This is a genomic window from Phytohabitans kaempferiae, assembly GCF_042433955.1.
GTDB lineage: Bacteria > Actinomycetota > Actinomycetes > Mycobacteriales > Micromonosporaceae > Phytohabitans > Phytohabitans kaempferiae.
Window position 1 is genome coordinate 13120 of record NZ_JBHLUH010000020.1, and the last position, 19940, is coordinate 33059.

Annotated in this window: 19 protein-coding genes and 2 pseudogenes; 1 reads left to right on the forward strand and 20 read right to left on the reverse strand. The window is 73.4% G+C overall.

Features of this window, described 5'->3' with window-relative positions:
- Positions 1–10 precede the first annotated feature (10 nt).
- The 12 genes and pseudogenes from ACFFIA_RS13565 to ACFFIA_RS13620 all read right to left on the reverse strand — a co-directional run bounded on the left by ACFFIA_RS13565 (position 11) and on the right by ACFFIA_RS13620 (position 10391).
- A complete protein-coding gene (locus ACFFIA_RS13565) occupies positions 11–1012 on the reverse strand; it encodes an amidohydrolase family protein (RefSeq protein ID WP_377250573.1) in 1002 nt (333 codons plus the stop codon).
- Positions 1009–1533, reverse strand: a complete 525-nt coding sequence (locus ACFFIA_RS13570; protein ID WP_377250575.1) for a 3-hydroxyanthranilate 3,4-dioxygenase — start codon at positions 1531–1533, stop codon at positions 1009–1011. Before ACFFIA_RS13570 ends, ACFFIA_RS13565 begins: the two co-directional genes overlap by 4 nt.
- Positions 1534–1542: 9 nt before the next feature.
- Positions 1543–1941 (reverse strand): RidA family protein, encoded by a 399-nt coding sequence (locus ACFFIA_RS13575; protein ID WP_377250577.1) that lies wholly within the window; start codon positions 1939–1941, stop codon positions 1543–1545.
- Positions 1938–2648 carry a 2-keto-4-pentenoate hydratase gene (locus ACFFIA_RS13580; RefSeq protein ID WP_377250579.1) on the reverse strand — a complete coding sequence of 237 codons (711 nt, stop codon included), beginning with the start codon at positions 2646–2648 and terminating at the stop codon, positions 1938–1940. The genes ACFFIA_RS13575 and ACFFIA_RS13580 overlap by 4 nt, the downstream gene beginning before the upstream one ends.
- A complete protein-coding gene (gene dmpG, locus ACFFIA_RS13585; RefSeq protein WP_377250581.1) occupies positions 2645–3655 on the reverse strand; it encodes a 4-hydroxy-2-oxovalerate aldolase in 1011 nt (336 codons plus the stop codon). The genes ACFFIA_RS13580 and dmpG overlap by 4 nt, the downstream gene beginning before the upstream one ends.
- Entirely contained in the window at positions 3652–4551 is a 900-nt protein-coding gene (locus tag ACFFIA_RS13590; RefSeq protein ID WP_377250583.1) for an acetaldehyde dehydrogenase (acetylating), read from the reverse strand. The genes dmpG and ACFFIA_RS13590 overlap by 4 nt, the downstream gene beginning before the upstream one ends.
- Positions 4551–5351 carry a 2-keto-4-pentenoate hydratase gene (locus ACFFIA_RS13595; RefSeq protein ID WP_377250585.1) on the reverse strand — a complete coding sequence of 267 codons (801 nt, stop codon included), beginning with the start codon at positions 5349–5351 and terminating at the stop codon, positions 4551–4553. The genes ACFFIA_RS13590 and ACFFIA_RS13595 overlap by 1 nt, the downstream gene beginning before the upstream one ends.
- The gene (locus tag ACFFIA_RS13600) at positions 5348–6856 is read right to left on the reverse strand and encodes a 2-hydroxymuconic semialdehyde dehydrogenase (protein WP_377250587.1); all 1509 of its coding nucleotides are present in this window, start codon (positions 6854–6856) and stop codon (positions 5348–5350) included. The genes ACFFIA_RS13595 and ACFFIA_RS13600 overlap by 4 nt, the downstream gene beginning before the upstream one ends.
- Positions 6853–7191: pseudogene (locus ACFFIA_RS13605) on the reverse strand (FAD-dependent oxidoreductase); the annotation flags it as partial. The gene ACFFIA_RS13600 and the pseudogene ACFFIA_RS13605, both read right to left, overlap by 4 nt.
- A gap of 80 nt (positions 7192–7271) precedes the next feature.
- Positions 7272–8271: pseudogene (locus ACFFIA_RS13610) on the reverse strand (FAD-dependent oxidoreductase); the annotation flags it as partial.
- A 16-nt stretch (positions 8272–8287) separates the two neighbouring features.
- A complete protein-coding gene (gene kynU / locus ACFFIA_RS13615; protein WP_377250589.1) occupies positions 8288–9538 on the reverse strand; it encodes a kynureninase in 1251 nt (416 codons plus the stop codon).
- 13 nt (positions 9539–9551) lie between these two features.
- Positions 9552–10391, reverse strand: coding sequence for a tryptophan 2,3-dioxygenase (locus ACFFIA_RS13620; RefSeq protein WP_377250592.1), 840 nt, complete (start codon positions 10389–10391; stop codon positions 9552–9554).
- Positions 10392–10637: 246 nt separating this feature from the next.
- Here ACFFIA_RS13620 and ACFFIA_RS13625 point away from each other — a divergent pair, with 246 nt between their 5' ends.
- Positions 10638–11255 (forward strand): helix-turn-helix domain-containing protein, encoded by a 618-nt coding sequence (locus ACFFIA_RS13625; RefSeq protein ID WP_377250595.1) that lies wholly within the window; start codon positions 10638–10640, stop codon positions 11253–11255.
- Positions 11256–11273: 18 nt separating this feature from the next.
- Here ACFFIA_RS13625 and ACFFIA_RS13630 read toward each other — a convergent pair whose 3' ends face one another.
- From ACFFIA_RS13630 to ACFFIA_RS13665, 8 genes are all read right to left on the reverse strand, one after another.
- Complete coding sequence (locus tag ACFFIA_RS13630) at positions 11274–12416, reverse strand: alpha/beta hydrolase family protein (protein WP_377250597.1); 1143 nt, start codon at positions 12414–12416, stop codon at positions 11274–11276.
- Entirely contained in the window at positions 12413–13489 is a 1077-nt protein-coding gene (locus tag ACFFIA_RS13635) for an LLM class flavin-dependent oxidoreductase (protein WP_377250600.1), read from the reverse strand. Before ACFFIA_RS13635 ends, ACFFIA_RS13630 begins: the two co-directional genes overlap by 4 nt.
- A gap of 70 nt (positions 13490–13559) precedes the next feature.
- The gene (locus ACFFIA_RS13640; RefSeq protein ID WP_377250762.1) at positions 13560–13865 is read right to left on the reverse strand and encodes a TIGR04076 family protein; all 306 of its coding nucleotides are present in this window, start codon (positions 13863–13865) and stop codon (positions 13560–13562) included.
- A gap of 5 nt (positions 13866–13870) precedes the next feature.
- A complete protein-coding gene (locus tag ACFFIA_RS13645) occupies positions 13871–14872 on the reverse strand; it encodes an NADPH:quinone oxidoreductase family protein (RefSeq protein ID WP_377250602.1) in 1002 nt (333 codons plus the stop codon).
- On the reverse strand, positions 14869–15351 hold the full coding sequence (locus ACFFIA_RS13650; RefSeq protein WP_377250605.1) for a DUF4440 domain-containing protein: 483 nt from the start codon (positions 15349–15351) through the stop codon (positions 14869–14871). The genes ACFFIA_RS13645 and ACFFIA_RS13650 overlap by 4 nt, the downstream gene beginning before the upstream one ends.
- Positions 15348–16610 (reverse strand): amidohydrolase family protein, encoded by a 1263-nt coding sequence (locus ACFFIA_RS13655; RefSeq protein WP_377250607.1) that lies wholly within the window; start codon positions 16608–16610, stop codon positions 15348–15350. The genes ACFFIA_RS13650 and ACFFIA_RS13655 overlap by 4 nt, the downstream gene beginning before the upstream one ends.
- Positions 16607–18265, reverse strand: coding sequence for a hydantoinase B/oxoprolinase family protein (locus ACFFIA_RS13660; RefSeq protein ID WP_377250609.1), 1659 nt, complete (start codon positions 18263–18265; stop codon positions 16607–16609). The genes ACFFIA_RS13655 and ACFFIA_RS13660 overlap by 4 nt, the downstream gene beginning before the upstream one ends.
- Positions 18258–19940, reverse strand: a complete 1683-nt coding sequence (locus tag ACFFIA_RS13665; protein ID WP_377250611.1) for a hydantoinase B/oxoprolinase family protein — start codon at positions 19938–19940, stop codon at positions 18258–18260. Before ACFFIA_RS13665 ends, ACFFIA_RS13660 begins: the two co-directional genes overlap by 8 nt.

Sequence of the window (19940 nt, forward strand, 5' to 3'; positions counted from 1 at the left end):
TCGTGGGGGGTCAGCGGCCGAGGAAGCGGGCGGCGTTGGCGGAGAGCAGCTTGGTCCGCTGGTCGTCGGTGAGGAAGTCGGCCTCGCGTACCACCTGGCCGGCCGGGCGCTCGCCGAGCGGGTACGGGTAGTCGCTGCCGACCACGACCCGGTCCTCCCCCACCGTGGACACCAGCAGGCGCAGCGGAGCCGGGTCGAACACCACGCTGTCCACGTAGAACCGTCCGATGTAGTGGCTCGGCGGACGCGTGGAACGGCCGCGGACCAGGTCGCCGCGGCGGTGCCAGGCGTTGTCGGCGCGGCCGAGCCAGTACGGGAAGCTGCCGCCGCCGTGCGCGAAGCAGATCCGCAGCGTGTCGGGGACCTGGTCGAAGGCGCCGCCGAGGATCATCGCCAGCAGCGACAGGTGGGTCTCGGCGGGCATGCCGGTGAGCCAGCGCGCCATCCAGCGGTCGAGCCGGGGGCCGTCCGGCATGTCCCAGGGGTGGACGAAGACCGGGGCGCCCACCTCGGCGCAGTGCCGCAGGAACTCCACCACGCCGTGGTCGTCCAGGTCGCGGTCGCCGACGTGGTTGCCGATCTCGACGCCGGCGTGCCCGGCGGCCAGGCAGCGGTCCAGCTCGGCGCAGGCCGCCTCCGGGTCCTGGAGCGGCACCTGGCAGAACGGCACCAGCCGCTCGCCGCCGGCCGCCGCGCACTCCAGCACGAGGTCGTTGAAGATGCGGGCGACCTTCACCGCTTGGTCGGCCGGGCGGTCGTACGAGAAGAAGATCGGCGTGGGCGAGACCACCTGCACGTCGATTCCGTCGGCGTCCATGTCGGACAGCCGGGTCGGCGCGTCCCAGCAGGAGGACTGGATGGGGCGCCACTCCCGCTCGCCGACCATCAGCATCGCCGCGCGCTCGGAGTCGACGCGCAGCCAGGGCCAGCCGGTGCCGCCGCACGCCTCGGCCAGATCCGGCCAGCCCTTCGGCACGACGTGCGTGTGCACGTCGTAGACGGGCGTGCTCACCCGCGACCCGGGTGCAGGGCGCCGCACCTGCCACAGCTACGCGCCTGCTCGTCGGTGTAGAACGCCTGGAAGACCGGTGGCAGGTCGACCACGATGTCGCGCACCTGGAGCTCCACCTCGTGCAGCAGGTTGCCGCACTCGACGCAGTACCACTGGAACTTCTCCAGCGTCCCCTCGGCGCGGACCCGCTCGACCACCAGCCCGATCGACCCCTCCTCGGGGCGCTGCGGCGAGTGCGGCATGTTGCCGGGCAGCACCCACATGTCGCCCTCCTTGATGTGGATGGTGTCCGGACCGTCGGGCGTCATGACGTTCAGGTGCATGTTGCCCTTGATCTGGTAGAAGAACTCCTCGTACGGGTCGACGTGGAAGTCGGTGCGCTGGTTGGGCCCGCCGACCACCATCACGATGAAGTCGGACCCGGTCGGAAACATCTGCTTGTTGCCCACCGGCGGCTTGAGCAGGTGCTGGTTTTCGGCGAGCCAGCTCGGGAAGCTCACCGGGCGCGCGACCTCGGACATGGCAACTCCCTACGGTAGAAGAGCGACGGCTTGCATCTCGATCAGCAGGTGGGGGTGCGGCAGCTGGTGCACCGCGACGGTGGTGCGGGCCGGGCCGGTCTCGTCGAAGTACCCGGCGTACACCTCGTTGTACCCGCCGAAGTCGTTCATGCTGACCAGGTACGTGGTCACCTGGGTCAGGTCGGAGAGGTCGGCGCCGACCGAGCGGAGGATCTCCCGCAGGTTCTCGATGACCTCGCGGGTCTGCACGCGGATGTCCAATGTGGTCGTGCCCAGCTCGTCCACGGCGGCGCCGGCGATGGTGTTGTCCGGGCGGCGGCTGGAGGTGCCGGAGACGAAGGCGAAGCCGCCCGCCACCTTCACGTGCGGGAAGCGGCCACGGGGCCGGGCCATGCCGTCGACGATCATGATGCCCGCACCCCCACCGTGCCCAGCCCTTCGACGACGGCGCGCACGGAAGCGCCGGGCGCCAGCGGTACGGCGGCGGTCGCCGCGCCGGCCAGCAGGACCCAGCCCGCCTCGGCGCGACCGGCGAGCCGCGCCGCCGCCTCGATCGCCCGCCGCGGGTCGCCGAGGATGGCCGCGGTGGAGCCGACCTGCGCGACCCGGCCGTCCACCTCCAGCAGCACACCGAGGTTGTCGAGGCCGTCGGGGAGCGGCCGCCACGCCCCGATCGCGTACGCGGCCGCGGACGAGTTGTCGGCGATGACGTCGGCGAGCGAGAACTTGAAGTCGTCGTACCGCGAGTCGATCACCTCCAGGGCCGGCGCGACCGCGGAGGCGTTCCCCTCCGCGTCGATCAGGAAGGCCACCTCCGGCTCGATCCGCGGATGGATGAGGCCGCCGGTGTCGACGGTGCCGCCGTCGGCGACCCGCATGCCGTCGGTGAGCCGCCCCCAGATCACCTCGTCGACCCCGACCTGCGCCATCTTCGCCCGGCTGGTGAGGCCCAGCTTGATGCCGACCAGCCGCTCGCCGCGGGCCAGGCGCCGGGCGACCAGGTCCCGCTGCACCGTGTACGCGCCGTCCGCGTCCACGCCGGCCGCGGAGACGATCTGCGGTATCGCGGTGGCGGTGCGGGCCGCCACGTCCAGCCGCTCAGCCAGGTCGCTCACTTGGCGGCCTCCTTCACCAGGTCCAGCGCGACGTCGACGATCATGTCCTCCTGGCCACCGACCATGCGGCGGCGGCCCAGCTCGACCAGGATCGTGCGCACGTCGACGCCGTACCGGTCGGCGGCCGACTCGGCGTGCCGCAGGAAGCTGGAGTACACGCCGGCGTAGCCGAGCGAGAGCGTCTCCCGGTCGACCCGCACCGGCCGGTCCTGGAGCGGGCGGACCAGGTCGTCGGCGGCGTCCATCAGCGCGAAGACGTCGCAGCCGTGCGGCCAGCCCATCAGGTCGGCGGTAGCGGCGAAGACCTCCAGCGGCGCGTTGCCGGCGCCGGCCCCGTGCCCGGCCAGGGAGGCGTCCACGCGGGTCGCCCCGTGCTCGACGGCGACCACCGAGTTGGCCACGCCGAACGAGAGGTTGTGGTGGGCGTGGATGCCGACCTGCGTGCCGGGCTCCAGCACCTGCCGGTACGCGTCGACCCGCTCGGCCACGTCGCGCATCAGCAGCCGGCCGCCGGAGTCGGTGACGTACACGCAGTGGGCGCCGTACGACTCCATCAGCTTGGCCTGCGCGGCGAGCCCGGCCGGGTCGTTCATGTGCGCCATCATCAGGAAGCCGGAGACGTCCATGCCGTTGTCGCGGGCCCAGCCGATGTGCTGCGCGGCGATGTCGGCCTCGGTGCAGTGCGTGGCGATCCGCACGCTGGTGACCCCGAGGTCGCGGGCGGCGCGCAGGTCGTCGATCGTGCCGATGCCGGGCAGCAGCAGGGTCGTCAGCGTGGCCCGCTGGACCACCTCCGCGGCGGCGGCGATCCACTCGGCGTCGGTGTGCGCGCCCCGGCCGTAGTTGATGCTCGAACCGGCGAGGCCGTCGCCGTGCGCCACCTCGATCGCCGCCACGCCGGCCGCGTCGAGCGCGGCCGCGATCTCGCGTACCTGCCCCACCGTGAACCGGTGCCGGGAGGCGTGCATGCCGTCCCGCAGCGTGACGTCCTGGACGTAGAGCTTCACGCGACCACCTCCGCGCGCAGGGCGGCCATGCGCTCGGCGGTACGCAGCGCCGCCGAGGTCATGATGTCCAGGTTGCCGGCGTACGCGGGCAGGTAGTGGCCGGCGCCGGAGACCTCCAGGAAGACCGTCACCAGCAGGCCGTCGTCCAGGGCGGCGAACTGCACGTCCTGCTTGAGGCGGTAGCCGGGCACGTACCGCTGGACGGAATCGACCATGTCGCGCACCGAGGCGGCGAGCCGCTCCCGGTCGGCGCCGGTGTCCGGGCAGAGGCAGTACACGGTGTCGCGCATCAGCATCGGTGGATCGGCCGGGTTGAGCACGATGATCGCCTTGCCCCGGGCGGCGCCGCCGACCACCTCCAGCGCCCGCGCGGTCGTCACCGTGAACTCGTCGATGTTGGCGCGCGTGCCGGGGCCGGCGGAACGGGAGGCGATGGCGGCGACGATCTCCGCGTACGCGACCGGGGTCACCGCGGCCACCGCGGCGACGATCGGCACGGTGGCCTGTCCGCCGCAGGTGACCATGTTGACGTTCGGCGCGTCCAGGTGCTGGTCGAGGTTGACCGGCGGCACCACGTACGGGCCGACCGCGGCCGGGGTCAGGTCGACGACCAGCCGCCCCCGCTCGCGCAGCACGGCGGCGTGGCGGTGGTGCGCGCCGGCCGAGGTGGCGTCGAGCACGATCCCCACGTCGGCGAACTCGGGCATCGCGACCAGCCCGTCGATGCCCCCGGACGTGGTGGCGACGCCGAGCCGCCGGGCCCGGGCCAGCCCGTCCGAGGCCGGGTCGATGCCGGCCATCGCGACCATCCGCAGCGAGGTGGAGAGCCGCAACACTTTGATCATCAGGTCGGTGCCGATGTTGCCCGACCCGATCACGGCGACGCCGGTCGTCATCACCCTTCTCCTCTGTCGAAGCAGGCGCGGACCGAGCCCAGCCCGGAGATCCGCGCCTCGTACGCGGCGCCGGGCGTCACCGGCACCATCGGCCCGAGCGCGCCGGAGAGTACGAGGTCGCCGGCGCGCAGCGGCTGCCCGGCCGTGGCCAGCGTGCTCGCCAGCCACGCCACCGCGTGCAGCGGGTTGCCGAGGCAGGCGGCGCCGGCGCCCACCGACACCGGCTCGCCGGCGTGCTCCAGCACCGCGCCGCAGAGCCGCAGGTCCACGCCGGAGAGGCGGACCGGGCGCGTACCGAGCACGAACAGCCCGCTGGAGGCGTTGTCAGCGACGGTGTCCACGATGGAGATGTCCCAGCCGGCGACCCGCGAGTCGACGACCTCGATGGCGGGCAGCAGGTGGTCGGTCGCCCGGATCACGTCCACGGTGGTCACCTGGGGCTCGGTCAGGTCGGCGCCGAGCACGAAGGCCACCTCCGCCTCCACACGCGGCTGGAGCAGCCGGCCGAGCGCGATCTCCGCGCCGTCGGGCACCGCCGCGTCGGCCATGAGCACGCCGAAGTCGGGCTGGAATACGCCGAACGCCTCCTGCACCGCCCGCGCGGTCAGGCCGATCTTCGCGCCCACCTGGCGGCGGCCGGCGGCGAGCCAGGCGTCGACCTGCTCGCGCTGCACCGCGTACGCGGCATCGACGTCGCCGACCGGGATCAGCTCCCCACGCAGCGGCGGGCAGGGGACGCCGGTCTCGTACGCCCGGGTGAGGACCTCGGCGGCGGCGGGGGCGGCATGCGGTGCCGTCATGACAGGTCCACGCAGACGTTGGTCAGCTCGGAGTAGAAGGCGAGCGAGTGCACGCCCCCCTCGCGCCCCACGCCGGACGCCTTCACCCCGCCGAAGGGCGTGCGCAGGTCACGCAGGAACCAGGTGTTGACCCACACGATGCCGGCGTCCAGGCCGGTGCCGGCGCGGTGGGCCCGCCCGACGTCGCGGGTCCACACGGTGGCCGCCAGTCCGTAGTCGCTCTCGTTGGCCAGCGCGAACGCCTCCTCCTCGGTGTCGAACGGGGCCACGTGGCACACCGGCCCGAAGATCTCCTCGCGGTTGGTGCGGTCGCTGTTGGACAGTCCGGTGAGGACGGTCGGCTGGACGTACGCGCCGCCGTCCCGCTCGTCGCCGAGGGCGGGCACGCCGCCGCCGGCCACCACCGTGGCGCCCTCGGCGCGGGCCAGGTCGTAGTGGCCGAGCACCTTCTCCCGGTGCTGGCGGGAGATGAGCGGCATCGTGCCGGTCTCCACATCGGAGGGCCAGCCGAAGGAGAGCGCCTCGGCCCGCTTGCCGAGCCGGGCGACGAACTCGTCGAAGACCGGCCGCTGCACGAACAGCCGCTCGGTGCAGAGGCAGACCTGGCCGCCGTTGGTGAAGCTGGAACGGACCGAGCCGGCCACGGCCGCGTCCAGGTCGGCGTCGGCGAAGACCAGCCCGGCGTTCTTCCCGCCCAGCTCGAACGAGACCGCCTTCACCCCGTCGGCGGCGGCCCGCATGATGGCGCTCCCGGTGGCCGACTCGCCGGTGAAGGTGATCGCGTCGACGCCGGGATGGCGGGTCAGGAACTCGCCGGCGGAGTCCGGGCCGAAGCCGTGTACCAGGTTGAAGACGCCCTCGGGCACGCCGGCCGCGGCCATCACCTCGGCCAGCACCGTCGCGGAGGCCGGGGTCTCCTCGGAGGGCTTGACCACGACCGCGTTGCCGCACGCCAGTGCGGGGGCGACCTGCCAGGTGAGCAGCAGCAGCGGCAGGTTCCACGGCACGATGACCGCGACGACACCGACCGGCTTGCGCACCGCGTAGTTGAGCGCCCGACCGCCGGTGGGCGTGACGGTGGTGAACGACTCGGTCGGCGCCGCCGAGACGATGTCGGCGAAGGCGCGGAAGTTGGCCGCGCCACGCGGCACGTCGAGCGTACGGGCCTGGCTCATCGGCTTGCCGGTGTCGGCCACCTCGGCGGTGACCAGGTCGTCGAAGCGCCGGTCCAGCTCGGCGGCGATCCGGCGCAGCACCTCCGCCCGCTCCCGCTCGCCCATCCGCCCCCACGGCCCGCGCAGCGCGGTGCGGGCGGCGGCGACCGCGGCGTCCACGGTGGACCGGTCGGCCTCGGCCACCTCGAAGACCTGCTCGCCGGTGACCGGGGAGAGCTTGGCGAAGGTCCGCCCGGACGGCTCGAAGCGGCCGCCGACGAAGTTGCGCAGCAGCCCTGGCTCGCCGGCCGGGCGGCCGGTGGCGGCCAGCCGGGGGTCCCAGAGCGTCATGCCGTCCACCTCCGCAGCGAACCCAGCCCCACGGCCGCCATGCCGGCGCCGGCCACCAGCGCGGCGGCACCGACGGCCCGGTGCTGCCACCGGACCCGGCGGCGCACCTCGGCGTACGGCGTGGTGGAGAAGGAGACCAGCTCGTACCGGGAGACGTAGCGACCGGGCAGCGCGCGTTCCAGGGCGTGCTCGACCCGCTTGCCGAGCCGGAACAGCGGCGAGGCCACCTTGTCGCGCATCTCCACGAAGTTGGCCAGCGCCATCTCGGCGATCGCCGCGGTGTCGTCGCGCCGCCGCTCGTGGAAGAGCGGCAGCGCCCGGGACCAGTCGTCTGTGCCCGCCAGCGGCTTCACGCTCGCTCCGCTCCTCGGGTCGTGGCCGACCCTGCGATGCTCACTCGCTACCGCCGGATTGGTGTCGTCGAGGCAGCGGTCCAGCTCGACCACGTCCTCCATCGCGCAGTTGGCGCCCTGGCCGTAGAACGGGACGATGGCGTGCGCCGCGTCGCCGATCAGCCCGACCCGGCCGTGCGCGTGCCACGGGTCGCAGCGCACGGTGCCGAGCAGCCCGACCGGGTTGTGCTGATAGTCGTCGACAAGGTGGGGCGCGAGCGGCACCAGGTCCGGGTAGTGGGCCGCGAAGTGCCGCTCGACCGCCGCCGGGCTGCTCAGCGACGCGAAGCTGCCGGTCCCGCCGTTGGGCCAGAAGAGCGTGCAGGTGAACGAGCGGTCCGGGTTGGGCAGCGCGATCATCATCGAGGTGCCGCGCGGCCAGATGTGCAGCGCGCCCGGGTCGAGCGCGAAGTCGCCACCGGCCGGCGGGATGCTCAGCTCCTTGTAGCCGTAGTCGAGGAAGTCCAGCGACTCGGTGAGCGCGTCGTGGGCGAGCAGTTGGCCGCGTACGGCCGAGCCGGCCCCGTCGGCGCCGAGCACCACGCCCGCGGTGGCCCGCGCCTCGCCCTCGGCGGTCTCGAACGTCATCTCGCCGGTCGCCGGCTCCAGACCGACCAGTCGGTGGCCGAAGACGACCCGCACGCCGGGCGCCCGCTCGGCCGCGTCGAGCAGCGCGTTGTTGAGCGCGCCCCGGCTGATCGAGTTGATCGCCCGCTGGCCGTCCACACTGTACGGCTGGAAGTCCCGCTCGCCCTCGACGGGATGGATCATGCGGCCGCGCATCGGCAGCGCGTCGGCCATCACCTGCTCGGCGAGGCCGATCCGGCGCAGCGCGTCGAGCCCGCGCTCGGAGAGCGCCAGGTTGATCGACCGGCCGCGCTCGGGCTGGCCCTGGCGCGGGTCCGGCCGCCGCTCGTACACGGTGACCTGGTATCCGCGCCGGGCCAGGAAGCACGCCAGCAGGCAGCCGCAGAGCCCGGCGCCGACGACCGCCACCTCCACATCGGACCCCGTGACGTCCACATCCGACACCGGCACGTCACACCTCCTTGACCGTCGCGGCCAGCGCCCGGGCCGCGCGCCAGCAGTCGTGGTACGTGGAATAGAGCGGCACCGGCGCGAACCGCACGACGTCCGGCTCGCGGGCGTCGGCGATCACGCCGTGCTCGTGCCGCAGCCGGCGGGTCACGTCGCCGGCCCGGCCGTCGCCGATCCGCACCGAGAGCTGGCAGCCGTGCCGCTCCGGCTCGCGCGGGGTGACCACGACCAGCGGGCGGCCAGGCACCACCTCGTCGAGCAGGCCGCGCAGGTATCCGGTCAGGCGCAGGCTGCGGGCGCGCAGCGCGTCCATGCCGATCCGGTCGAAGATCTCCAGCGAGGTACGCACCGGCCCCATCGAGAAGATCGGCGGATTGGAGATCTGCCAGGCGTCCGCGGTGGCCGGCGGCCGGGCGACCGGGGTCATCTCGAAGCGGGTCGCCGGATCGGTGCTCCACCAGCCCTCGAAGCGGGGCAGCGCCGGGTCGGCCAGGTGCCGCTCGTGCACGAAGGCACCGGCGAGCGCGCCCGGCCCGCTGTTGAGGTACTTGTACGAGCACCAGGCGGCGAAGTCGACGTCCCAGTCGTGCAGGCGCAGCGATACGTTGCCGGCGGCGTGCGCCAGGTCCCAGCCGACCACCGCGCCGGCGTCGTGCCCCGCGCGCGTGATCGCCGGGATGTCCATCAGCTCGCCGGTGAGGTAGTTGACGCCGCCGAGCAGCACCAGCGCCACTCGCTCGCCCCGCTCCCGCAGGTACGCGAGGACGTCCTCGCCGCCCGCCAGCCGTACCACTGTGGTGTCCGGATCGAGGCCGTGGAATCGGGCCTGGCTTCGGACCGCGTAGCTGTCGGAGGGAAAAGCTGTGTCTTCGATCAGGATCTGCGTGCGCCCGCCGGCCGGGCGGTAGAACGAGACCATCAGCAGGTGCAGGTTGACGGTCAGCGAGTTCATCACGACCGCCTCGGTGGGGAGCGCGCCGACCAGCCGCGCCGCCGTGGCGGTCAGCAGCTCGTGGTACGGCAGCCACGGGCGGCCCGCCTCCAGGTGCCCCTCGACACCGAGCCGCGCCCAGTCGTCGAGGTCGGCCAGCAGCTCCGGCACGGTCGCCTTCGGCTGGAGGCCGAGCGAGTTGCCGGCGAAGTAGGCGGTCTCGGCGAAGTCGCCGCCGGTGGCCGGCGGGATGTGGAAGAGGTCCCGGTGACCCGGGTCGCCCGCGTCGCGGCGGCGGGCCTCCTCCTCGGTCGCGGTCATCCCTGCCTCGCATTCACATGTGGGTCCGGGCCGACCACAGCTCCGGGAAGACCGGCCGCGCCATGCTGCGGCGCAGCCAGTTGGCCCCGGAGGAGCCGGCGGTGCCGGGCTTGTCGCCGAGCGCGCGGAGCACGGCCTTGAGGTGCAGGTACCGCCAGTCGCCGAACTGCTCGGCCACCTCGGTCAGCGCCTCGCCGAGCAGCCAGAGCCGGTTGCCGGGCGTGGGCCGCTCGTAGACGCGCACCCAGGCCGCCTCGACCGCGGGGTGCGGGTCGTGGTCGCGTACGCGGTCCCGGTCGAGCACGTCGGCGGGGATGTCGTGGCCCTCCCGAGCGAGCAGGGCGATCACCTCGTCCCACAGGCTCGGCTCGCGGATGTCCCGGGTCAGCTCGGCGTACACGGCGGTCTGCCGGCGGAACGGACGGATCAGCGGCTCGCTCTTGAGGCCGAGCGCGAACTCCATGTGCCGGTACATCGCCGACTGGAAGCCGGACGCCTCGCCGAGTTGGCCGCGGAAGCGGTTGAAGTCGGCCGGTGACATCCAGCGGAGCGTGCGCCAGGAGGCGTTGAGCCCTTCCAGGTGCAGCCCCGCTCGGCGCAGCGGCTCCAGGGCACCCCACACGTCGTCTTCGCGGACCAGCCGCTGCGCCTCGCGGAGCTCGAAGCGGATCAGGCCGAAGTACAGCTCCATGATCTGGCTGACGACCAGGAAGGACATCTCCCCGGACTCGTCGCTGATCGTCTTCTGGAGTGTGTGCAGAGTGCTCGCGTGGACGTACTCGTCGTACGGCGCGCTCTCCGCGAACTGGATGGTCTGGTCGTCCTCCTGGACGGCCACTGGTGCCGCTGCCACGCAAGATCACCTCCACTGCCAGCATCGCCCTCCGGGCGCCCGACCGAAATGGACGATCGACGGTCGGCGGCGGCAGTACCAGCAGAATCAGCGGCCGTGCGGGGGCACCACTTAACGTTCGCAAAGTCCGCCGGTTTTGGTGTCCTATGTCCGAATCTGGCGGTATCCCTGGACGGTCAAGTTCGATAGGATCGAACAGACTCGCGCGGGCCTCGTCCCCTCCCCGCGCGGACACCGGGAGGAACCGTGCGCACCTCGGAACGCCGCGGCCAGCAGGCCGAGACCCGCCAGGATCAGGTCGGCGCGCGGATGCGGCAGTTCCGCACCGAGCGGGGCCTGACACTGCGCGGCCTGGCCGCCCGCGCCGGCCTCTCGATCGGGTTCCTGTCCCAGGTGGAGCGAGGCGTCTCGTCGATCGGGCTGACCGCGCTCAACAGCGTGGCCGCCGCCCTCGACCGGCCGGTCGCCGAGTTCTTCGAGGAGGGCGAGACGGCCACCTCCGACGGCGCGGCGGCGTCGCTGCCCAGCCACTTCACGCTGACCCGCGCGGAGAGCGGCGCGACGGAGTACGTGTCGGGCCAGGTGACCTACCGCATGCTCTCCGACCGCGGGCCCAACCTCGTGCTGGAGCCGATGGTGGTGCACATCGCGCCGGGCGGGCGCCGCGAGGAGGCGTACGCGCACGCCGGCGAGGAGTTCGCCTACGTGGTGACCGGCGAGCTGCTCTACGAGGTGGACGGAGTCGAGCACCGGCTGCGGCCGGGCGACAGCGTGCACCTGCGCTCCAGCGTGCCGCACAACATGTACAACGACACCGACCAGGTGACCACGGTGGTCTCCGTGGTCACCCCTCGGCTCTTCTGACCGGGCCGGTGTTCACTCTCACGTAATTTTTTCGGCGACGCCCAGCGCCTCCGCCACCGCCGCCATCGTGGTGTGCCAGAGCGGCGCCGACGGATCGATCACCGCGAAGTGGTCGCCGGCCTCCTCGACGTACCGCACGTCGTCACCGGCGGCCCGGGCCGCGGCGACGTACCGGCGGTTGAAGTCGATCAGGTCGAGGTCGTCGGCGGCGCCCTGCACCACGAGCTGCGGCACGCCGATCGGCACGCGGGCCATCGGGTCGGATGCGGCGTAGACCTCCGGCACCTCGTAGCGCGGCCCGCCGAGCGCCGCGGTCACCGCGCCGGTGCCGATCGCCCGGCCGTCGCCGCCGGCCAGGTCGAGCACGCCGGCCAGCGACACCGCGAGCGCGACCCGCCCGCCGTCGGCGGCGACCCGCAGGGCGAGCTGGCCGCCGGCCGAGTGCCCGAGCACGGCCACGCGGTCCAGGTCCAGGGCCGGCGCGGCCGTTCCGGTATCCAGCCCGGACAGTGCCGCGTCTCCGCTGGTGTCGACTTTGGACAGTGCGGAGATGCCGGCCGCGACGTCGGCGGTGGTGGCGGCCCAGCCGTAGCGGTCCGGGCGCCGGTACTCCAGGTTCCAGGCCGCGAAGCCGCGCGCCACCAGGTCTGCGGCGAGCGCGTCCATCAGGTCGGCGGCCCAGACCGAGCGCCAGAAGCCGCCGTGCAGCAGCACCGCCACCGGCACCGGGCCGCCGGTCGCCGGCAGGCGCAGCTCGCCGTACTGGTCGGGATGGGGCCCGTACGCGATCCGGGTCGCCGGATGCCGCAGCCGCAGCACCGCGTGCCGGATCGCCCAGACCAGGCCCCAGACGCCCCGGCCGTACAGGTGGACGGCGCCGGACGCGACCGCCGCCGGGCCGGTGACCTCGATGTCGTACCAGACGGTCGCCGCCGCGTGCGGACCGTCGACCGCCATCAGCGCGCGGACCTCCGCCGCCGGGCCGGGCAGCACGACGGTGGGCGTACCGGCGGCCAGCCGCTCGCGCAACTCGGCCGCGCCGGACACGACCGCGACGGTGCCGGGCACTCCAAGCCGCTCGAACTCCGCCTCCGCCACGCTCGTGAGCAACGCGTGGTCGGCCCGGACGCCGGTGGCGACGACCACCTGGGCGGCGCTCATCGGCTCACCGGTCCACGCGTGCCGGCCGGCGCGGCTTCCCTGCCGCCGGCCCCGCCGGCGGGGCGGGCTGGTTCGCGGCGCAGGAGCGGGAGCACCTCGGTGCCGAGCAGTTCGACGCCGCCCTCGTCGGTCAGCCCGTGCGGCGTGCCGAACTCGACCCGGCGCACGCCCGCGTCGATCAGCGCCTGCGCCCGTTCGGCCACCTGCTCCGGCGTGCCGGCGAAGGCGAACAGGTCGAGCACGTCGTCCGGGATGAGCCGCCCGGCGGCGGCGTGCTCGCCGGCGTCGACCAGCGCGGTGACCCGGGCGATCAGGTCGGCCGGCACGCCCGCGGTGGGGTCCAGCTCGGCGACGACCGCCAGGTACATCGCGACCTCGGTGCGGGCGTGCGCCCGGGCGGCCGCGCCGTCCCGGTCGACCACCGTGACCGCGCCGAGCACGATGCCGATGTCGCCGACGGGCCGGCCGGCGCGCGCGGCACCGGGGCGCAGGCGGTCGCGGACGACCTCGACCATCGCGGGGTTGGCGCTGCCGCCCACCTTGATCTCGGCGGCGATCCGCCCGGCCAGCGCCGCGCCGCGCGCGCCCCACGCGCCGATCAGCAGCGGCGGGTCCGGGCGGGCCACGCCGTAGCGCAGCGCGGTGCCCGGCTCGAGCGTGAAGACCTCGCCCGCGAAGCCGCTCGTATCGGCGGCCAGCAGCCGGCGCACGACCTCGGCGCACTCGCGCAGGGCGGTCAGCGGGCGCGGCTGCGCGATGCCGACCGCGCCGAGCCAGGTGCCGCGGGCCAGTCCCAGGTACGCCCGGCCGCCCGAGGCGAGGTCGAGGGCGGCCACCTGCCCGGCGATCTCGTACGGCGCCATCGAGTACGGGTTGAGGCAGGCCGGGCCGAGCCGGACCCGCTCGGTCGCGGGCGCCATCTCCAGCAGCGGGAAGATCGGCGGCTGGTACATCAGGTCGCCGAAGACGGTCAGCACGTCGAAGCCGCACTCCTCGGCGCGGCGGGCGAGGCGCGCGTACGTGCCGGCGGGCTTGTCGCTCTGCAACCCCAGCCCGACCTCCACACCGCTCATCCGGTCTTCCCGATTCTCACGGCCGTGGGGCGCGAATTCGCTGAGTTCGATGATTCGCTCGCCAGCTCGCTCATGTGAGGTCCGCGGAGTTCATCCGCCGCCTGCCGGTGCGCTCGACCCGCATCACGAGCCGCTCCTCCGGGTCGGGGCAGGCGAAGTGGGAGTCCTGGGCGAGCCAGTCGCCGGCCGGCACCTCGCGCTGCTTGGCGGCGAGGAAGGGCAGCACGGCGGCGACCGCGTACACGCAGAAGTGCTTGCCCTCCGGGATCTTGAGGTGGGCGCTGTCGGTGAGCTCGAAGTAGTCCCCCACGGACATGCCGCACACCGAGCGCCCCTCGATGCGGTCCACGCAGACCCGCAGGTCGTAAAGCTCCATGTCGCTCACGGCTCTCCCCTTCCAACCTGGACGACGATCTTGCCGGTGGTGCGCCGGGCGGCCAGGTCGGCGAGGGCGGCCGGCGCCTCGTCGAGCGTGGCCGTGCGGGTCACCGGCGGGCGTACGGCACCGGTGGCACAGTGCGCGAACAGCTCCGCGTAGACCTCCCGCACGCGCTCTGGGCGCCGCCACGGGTAGGCCGAGCCCCAGGAGAGGCCGACGAGCGTGGCGTTGGCGGCGACGAGCGCCATCGGGTCGACCGGGGGCGGCGGACCGCCGGCCGCGCCGATCGCCACGATCCGCCCCTCGAAGTCCAAACAGGACAGTGAACGGGCGAAGACGTCGCCGCCCACCGGGTCGAGCACCACGTCGACGCCGGCACCGCCGGTGGCGTCCCGTACGGCCGCGACGAAGTCCTCCGCCCGGTAGTCCACGGCGAGCGCGGCGCCGTTGTCGCGGCAGGTGGCGAGCTTCGCCGCCCCGCCGGCGGTGCAGATCACGCGGGCGCCGCGGGCCACCGCGAGCTGCGTCGCGGCGATCCCCACCCCGCCGGCGCCGGCGTGCACCAGCACCGTCTCGCCGGCGCGGACGCCGGCCCGCTCCAGCGCCCACCAGGCCGTCTGGTACGTCACCGGCAGCGCCGCCGCGACCACGGGATCGAAGCCGTCCGGCAGTGGCGTGGCGAGCGTGGCGTCCAGCGTCACGCTCTCGCCGAGCGCGCCGTGCGGCAGGGCCGGGCAGGCCACCACGTCCAGGCCGGCCAGGTGCTCGGCGCCGGCGCCGGTGGCGACGACCCGGCCGGCCACCTCCACGCCGGGCGTCATCGGCGGGTCCGGCCGCACCGGGTACGTGCCCCGGCAGAGCATCACGTCGAGGAAGTTGAGCCCGACCGCGCGTACGGCCAGCGTGACCTGCCCCGGCCCGGGCGGCGGGTCGTCCGGCAGCTCGGCGACGGCCAGCACGTCGGCCGGCTCGCCGGTGGCGTACGCGCGGAGCCGCCGGATCACGGCACCTCCGCCGGCCCGCCGGGCCTGGTGCGGGGCCCGGCGGGGGTTCCAGCGGGGCCGGACGGGGCCGCGAGGGGCACCCGCTCGGCGTGGTGGTGCACGATGACCCACCGGTCACCGTCGCGGCGCAGCACGTCGGTGACCCGGCTCTGCTCCGCGTTTCCGGCGCCGGCCGGCACGGCGACCAGCACGTACCGGGCGGCGGCGGTGTCGTTCCACACGTCGACCCGCAGGTCGGTGGCGTCGAGCCGGTCCAGCCTCGGCCGCTGGCCCACCGCGTCCCGCGTCTCGCGGTAGGCGTCCAGCTCGGCGCGGGTCCGCAGCGGCCCGGGCAGGTGCGTCTCCCAGGTGGTGACCTCGGGGTGCAGGTGGCTGTCGAAGCGGTCGCGGTCGCCGGCCAGGAACGCGTCGTACATGTCCGCGATGCCGGCCGCGATCAGCTCCGCGTCGCCGCCCACGGCGAAGGACGTCTCTCTCATGCCACGCTCCATCCCGCCCGGTCGTCCCGGACCACTCGCCCGCCGGCCATGACCCAGCGCACGCCACGGAAGGCGGAGGTGTGCGCGGCCGGGTCGGCGTCCATCGCGATCAGATCGGCGTACCGTCCAGGTTGGACGGTGCCGAGGTCGTCCTCCGCCCGCAGCCAGCGCACCGGCCCGAGCGTGCCGGCGTACAGGGCACGGGCCGGCCCGATGCCCGCCTCCGACATGTACTCCAGCTCGCGCACCGAGGCGTTGGTCCCCTCGAAGTGCCAGAACGGCGGCATGTCGCTGCCGAGCAGCACCTCCACGCCGGCGGCCAGCGCGGTCGCGTAGCTCTCCAGGTGCCTCGGCCCGGCGCCGAGCGAGCGGGCCTGCATCCACTCCGGTACGCCGAGCTCGTCGAAGAACTCCTTGCAGCGCGTGACCAGCAGCGTGGGGACCAGCGCGGTGCCCCGCGCGGCCATCCGCGCGGCCACCTCGGGGGTCAGCTCGTAGCCGTGCTCGACGCAGTCCAGCCCCAGCTCGACCGCCTCGCCGATCACATCGGCCGGCCCGGCGTGCGCGGTGACCCGCCGCCCCCAGGCGTGCGCGGTCTCGATGACGGCGGCCAGCTCGTCGGGGAAGAGCTGGCGCGTGTTGATCCGCTCGTGCTCGCCGGCGATCCCGCCGGAGATCATCACCTTGATCAGATCGGCGCCCGCCTTGACCTGGCTGCGTACGCCCTGGCGGAACCCGTCTGCGCCGTCGCACTCCAGCGTGTCCGGGCTCTCGTGGCCGTGGCCGCCGGTGCAGACCAGCGCCCGCCCGGCGGTGAAGATGCGCGGCCCGGGGACGCGGCCGGCGGTGATCGCCCGGCGGAGCGCGAAGTCGGCGTGGCTCTTCTCCGCGACGCAGCGCACCGTGGTCACGCCGGCGAGCAGCGTGCGGCGGGCGCCGTCGGCCATGTAGAGCGCCAGCTCGTGCGGGTTCATCGTCTTGACCCCGTCGCCGCCGCTGCCGGGCAGCGAGAGCGACAGGTGTGTGTGCATGTTGACAAGGCCGGGCGTCAGGTACGCGCCGCCGAGGTCGACGGTGACGTGCTCCCCCGCCGCGCGGGCCTGGGCGACGACCTCGTCACGCGGCCCGGCGGCGGCGATCCGGTCGCCGCGTACCCACACCGCGGCGTCCGGCACGGCGGCCACGCCCTCGACGACCCGTCCGTCCACAATGGTGCAGCCCACGACCACGGTCGATCCGCTGGCGCCGTCCTGACTCATATCGCCACTCCGTACAACTCCCGTGCCGCCGCGGCGGAGACGTACCCCTCCGCGACGTCCTCCCGTACCGCCTCCGGGTCGCGCTCGCCCGGCTCGCCGTGCCCACCACCACCAGCGGTCAGCAGCGTGACCCGGTCACCGACCTCGACCCGGGTCCGCTTGGTGCTGACCCGCGCCTCCCGATCCGTACCCGGAAACACCACCACCTGGTTGGCCTCCGGCTCCTGCCCGCCGTCGAGCGCCCACGGACGGCTGCGCGTCTTCTTGATCACCGACAGAAACTCCCCCGGCGTCACGAACCGGATGTCCCGCCGCAGCCCCACACCACCACGGAACCGACCCGCACCACCGGAATCCGTCCGCATCTCGACCCGCTCGAAGAACATCCCCGTCTTCGCCTCCAGCACCTCGACCGGAGTGTTGCGGGCCTGGGTCTGGCAGAGGTGGTTGGCCGGCCCGATGCCGTCGTGGTCCGGGGCCGCGCCCCAGCCGACCGCGTCGTTGTTGCTGACCGCGAAGAGCTGCCCGGTGTCCGGATGCGTACCGACCATCATGAACCCCGGCACGTCACCACCGGACGAGGCCGGCAACCGCTCGGGCATCCCCTGGGCGAGCGCCTTGTAGATCAGCTCCAGCGCGACCGTGCCGGTCCACTGGGTGAACGTCGCCGCCGGGTACACCGCGTGGAAGAGAGTGCCCGGCTCGGCCTTGACGTCGAGGGCGGCGAAGTGCCCGGCGTTGGTCTGCTCCCCCGGCGTGGTGATCGCCTTGAACGCGACCCGGGCGGTGGCGATCGTCGCGCCGAACGGCAGGTTGACCGGTCCGGGCACGGCCGGCGACGAGCCCGCGAAGTCCACCGTGAACCGTCCATCCGCGACGGTCACGGTGCACCGCATGCGGATCGGCTCGGTGCTGACACCGTCGTCGTCGAGCCAGTCCTCCGCGGTCCACGAGCCCTGCGGCAGGGCCGCGACGGCCTCCGATGTGGACGCCTCGGCGGCGGCGATGACGGTCTCCACGACGGTGTCGACGGTGTGGCGGCCGTAGCGCGCGTACACCTCGGCGAGCCGCCGCTCACCGGTGCGGATCGCGGCCACCTGCGCGTGCAGGTCGCCCAGGACCAGGTCGGGCATCCGCGAGTTGAAGCGGATCAGCTCGAGGATCTCCGGCACCGGCCGCCCGTCGCGGAAGACGCGCGTGCCGGGGAAGATGACCCCCTCCTGGTGCATGTCGGTGGAGTCGAGCACGTACCCCGGGTCCTTGGCGCCGAGGTCCATCCAATGTGCCCGGATGCACAGGTACCCCACGAGCGAGCCCTCCAGGAACACGGGGGCGAAGAGCGTCGCGTCGTACGAGTGGGCGGCGTTCCAGTACGGGTAGTTGAGCAGGACCACGTCGCCGGGGCGCAGCGCCTCCGCGCCGACGTACTCGACGCCCTTGCGGATCGAGTGGTCGTTGGCGCCGAGGAAGCGGCTCAGCCCGGTGGACTCGGCGACCAGGCGCAGGCCGGCGTCGTAGATGGAGATGCCGAAGTCGTGCACCTCGTAGATGACCGGGTTGAACGCGGTGCGGATGAGTGTCGCCCGCATCTCCTCGGCCGCGGCCACGAGGTAGCTGCGCACCACCTCGACGGTGGCGCCGTCTACGTCAGGCATCCCGGTCCCCGTCGTCCCGGAGGCCGTAGACGTCGGCGGCCGCCTCGGGCGAGACGAAGCCCTCGGCCACGTCCTCCCGTACCGCCTCCGGGTCGCGCCGCCCCGGCTCGCCGTGCCCACCACCACCAGCGGTCAGCAGCGTGACCCGGTCACCGACCTCGACCCGGGTCCGCTTGGTGCTGACCCGCGCCTCCCGATCCGTACCCGGAAACACCACCACCTGGTTGGCCTCCGGCTCCTGCCCACCAGCCAACGCCCACGGACGACTGCGCGTCTTCTTGATCACCGACAGAAACTCCCCCGGCGTCACGAACCGGATGTCCCGCCGCAGCCCCACACCACCACGGAACCGACCCGCACCACCGGAATCCGTCCGCATCTCGACCCGCTCGAAGAACATCCCCGTCTTCGCTTCGAGGACCTCGATGGGCGTGATCCGCCCGGTGCTGCCGGAGACGTGGGTCGCCGCGTTCATGCCGTCGTGCGTGACGGTGGCGCCCCAGCCGACCGGGTCGTTGTTGCTGACCGCGAAGAGCTGCCCGGTGTCCGGATGCGTACCGACCATCATGAACCCCGGCACGTCACCACCGGACGAGGCCGGCAGCCGGTCGGGCATCCCCTGGGCGAGCGCCTTGAGGATCAGCTCGACCGCCACGATGCCGGTCCAGAGCGTGTAGGTGGGCTGCGGGTACACGGCGTGGAAGAGCGTGCCCGGTTCGGCCTTGACCCGCAGCGGCGCGACCGTGCCCTCGTTGGAGGGCTGTTCCGGCGAGGTGAGCGACTTGAGTACGACCTTGCAGATCGCCTCGGTGGCGCCGAACGGCATGTTGATCGGTCCCGCCGTGGCCGACGACGAGCCGGCGAAGTCGACGGTGAACTCCCCGTCCGCGATGGTGACCGTGGCCTGCATCCGGACGGGTTCGGTCCCGATTCCGTCGTCGTCGACCCAGTCGACCGCGGTCCAGGAGCCCTGCGGCAGCGCGTCGAGGGCGGCCCGGCTGCGCGCCGCGCCGTCGTCGATCATCCGCTGCACCGCCGCCGCGACGGTCGGGCGGCCGAACTTGTCGAGGATCTCCAGCAGCCGCCGCTCGCCGGTACGCAGCGCGGCGATCTGGGCGTGCAGGTCGCCGAGCACCTCCGCCGGCATGCGCGAGTTGAAGCGGATCAGCTCGTGGATCTCGTGCACCGGCTCGCCCCGGGAGACCACCTTCGTGCCCGGGAAGATGAGCCCTTCCTGGTGCATGTCGGTGGAGTCCAGCACGTACCCCGGGTCCTTGGCGCCGAGGTCCATCCAATGTGCCCGGACGCAGAGGAAGCCGACCAGTTCCTCGTCCTCCGGGGTGAAGACCGGGGCGAAGAGGGTCGCGTCGGCGGCGTGCGCGGCGTTCCAGTACGGGTAGTTGAGCAGCACGACGTCGCCGCGGTGCAGGTTCTCCCGGCCGACGTACTCCACGCCCTTGCGCAGCGAGAAGTCGTTGGCGCCGAGGAAGAACGTGAGGCCGGTCGCCTCGGCGATCAGCCGCAGGTCGGCGTCGTACATGGACATGCCGAAGTCGTGCACCTCGTAGATGACCGGGTTGAACGAGGTGCGGATCAGCGTCGCGCGCATCTCCTCGGCGGCGGAGATGAGGTAGCTGCGCACCACCTCGGTGGCAGCACCGTCCACTGTGGTCAT

What these genes read in the sequence shown, in the direction of transcription:
- ACFFIA_RS13570 (WP_377250575.1), bottom strand. Translation starts at nt 1,533, where the DNA reads ATGTCCGAGGTCGCGCGCCCGGTGAGCTTCCCGAGCTGGCTCGCCGAA.
- ACFFIA_RS13575 (WP_377250577.1), bottom strand. Translation starts at nt 1,941, where the DNA reads ATGATCGTCGACGGCATGGCCCGGCCCCGTGGCCGCTTCCCGCACGTG.
- ACFFIA_RS13590 (WP_377250583.1), bottom strand. Translation starts at nt 4,551, where the DNA reads ATGACGACCGGCGTCGCCGTGATCGGGTCGGGCAACATCGGCACCGAC.
- ACFFIA_RS13595 (WP_377250585.1), bottom strand. Translation starts at nt 5,351, where the DNA reads ATGACGGCACCGCATGCCGCCCCCGCCGCCGCCGAGGTCCTCACCCGG.
- ACFFIA_RS13600 (WP_377250587.1), bottom strand. Translation starts at nt 6,856, where the DNA reads ATGACGCTCTGGGACCCCCGGCTGGCCGCCACCGGCCGCCCGGCCGGC.
- kynU (WP_377250589.1), bottom strand. Translation starts at nt 9,538, where the DNA reads ATGACCGCGACCGAGGAGGAGGCCCGCCGCCGCGACGCGGGCGACCCG.
- ACFFIA_RS13630 (WP_377250597.1), bottom strand. Translation starts at nt 12,416, where the DNA reads ATGAGCGCCGCCCAGGTGGTCGTCGCCACCGGCGTCCGGGCCGACCAC.
- ACFFIA_RS13635 (WP_377250600.1), bottom strand. Translation starts at nt 13,489, where the DNA reads ATGAGCGGTGTGGAGGTCGGGCTGGGGTTGCAGAGCGACAAGCCCGCC.
- ACFFIA_RS13640 (WP_377250762.1), bottom strand. Translation starts at nt 13,865, where the DNA reads ATGGAGCTTTACGACCTGCGGGTCTGCGTGGACCGCATCGAGGGGCGC.
- ACFFIA_RS13650 (WP_377250605.1), bottom strand. Translation starts at nt 15,351, where the DNA reads ATGAGAGAGACGTCCTTCGCCGTGGGCGGCGACGCGGAGCTGATCGCG.
- ACFFIA_RS13655 (WP_377250607.1), bottom strand. Translation starts at nt 16,610, where the DNA reads ATGAGTCAGGACGGCGCCAGCGGATCGACCGTGGTCGTGGGCTGCACC.
- ACFFIA_RS13660 (WP_377250609.1), bottom strand. Translation starts at nt 18,265, where the DNA reads ATGCCTGACGTAGACGGCGCCACCGTCGAGGTGGTGCGCAGCTACCTC.
- ACFFIA_RS13665 (WP_377250611.1), bottom strand. Translation starts at nt 19,940, where the DNA reads ATGACCACAGTGGACGGTGCTGCCACCGAGGTGGTGCGCAGCTACCTC.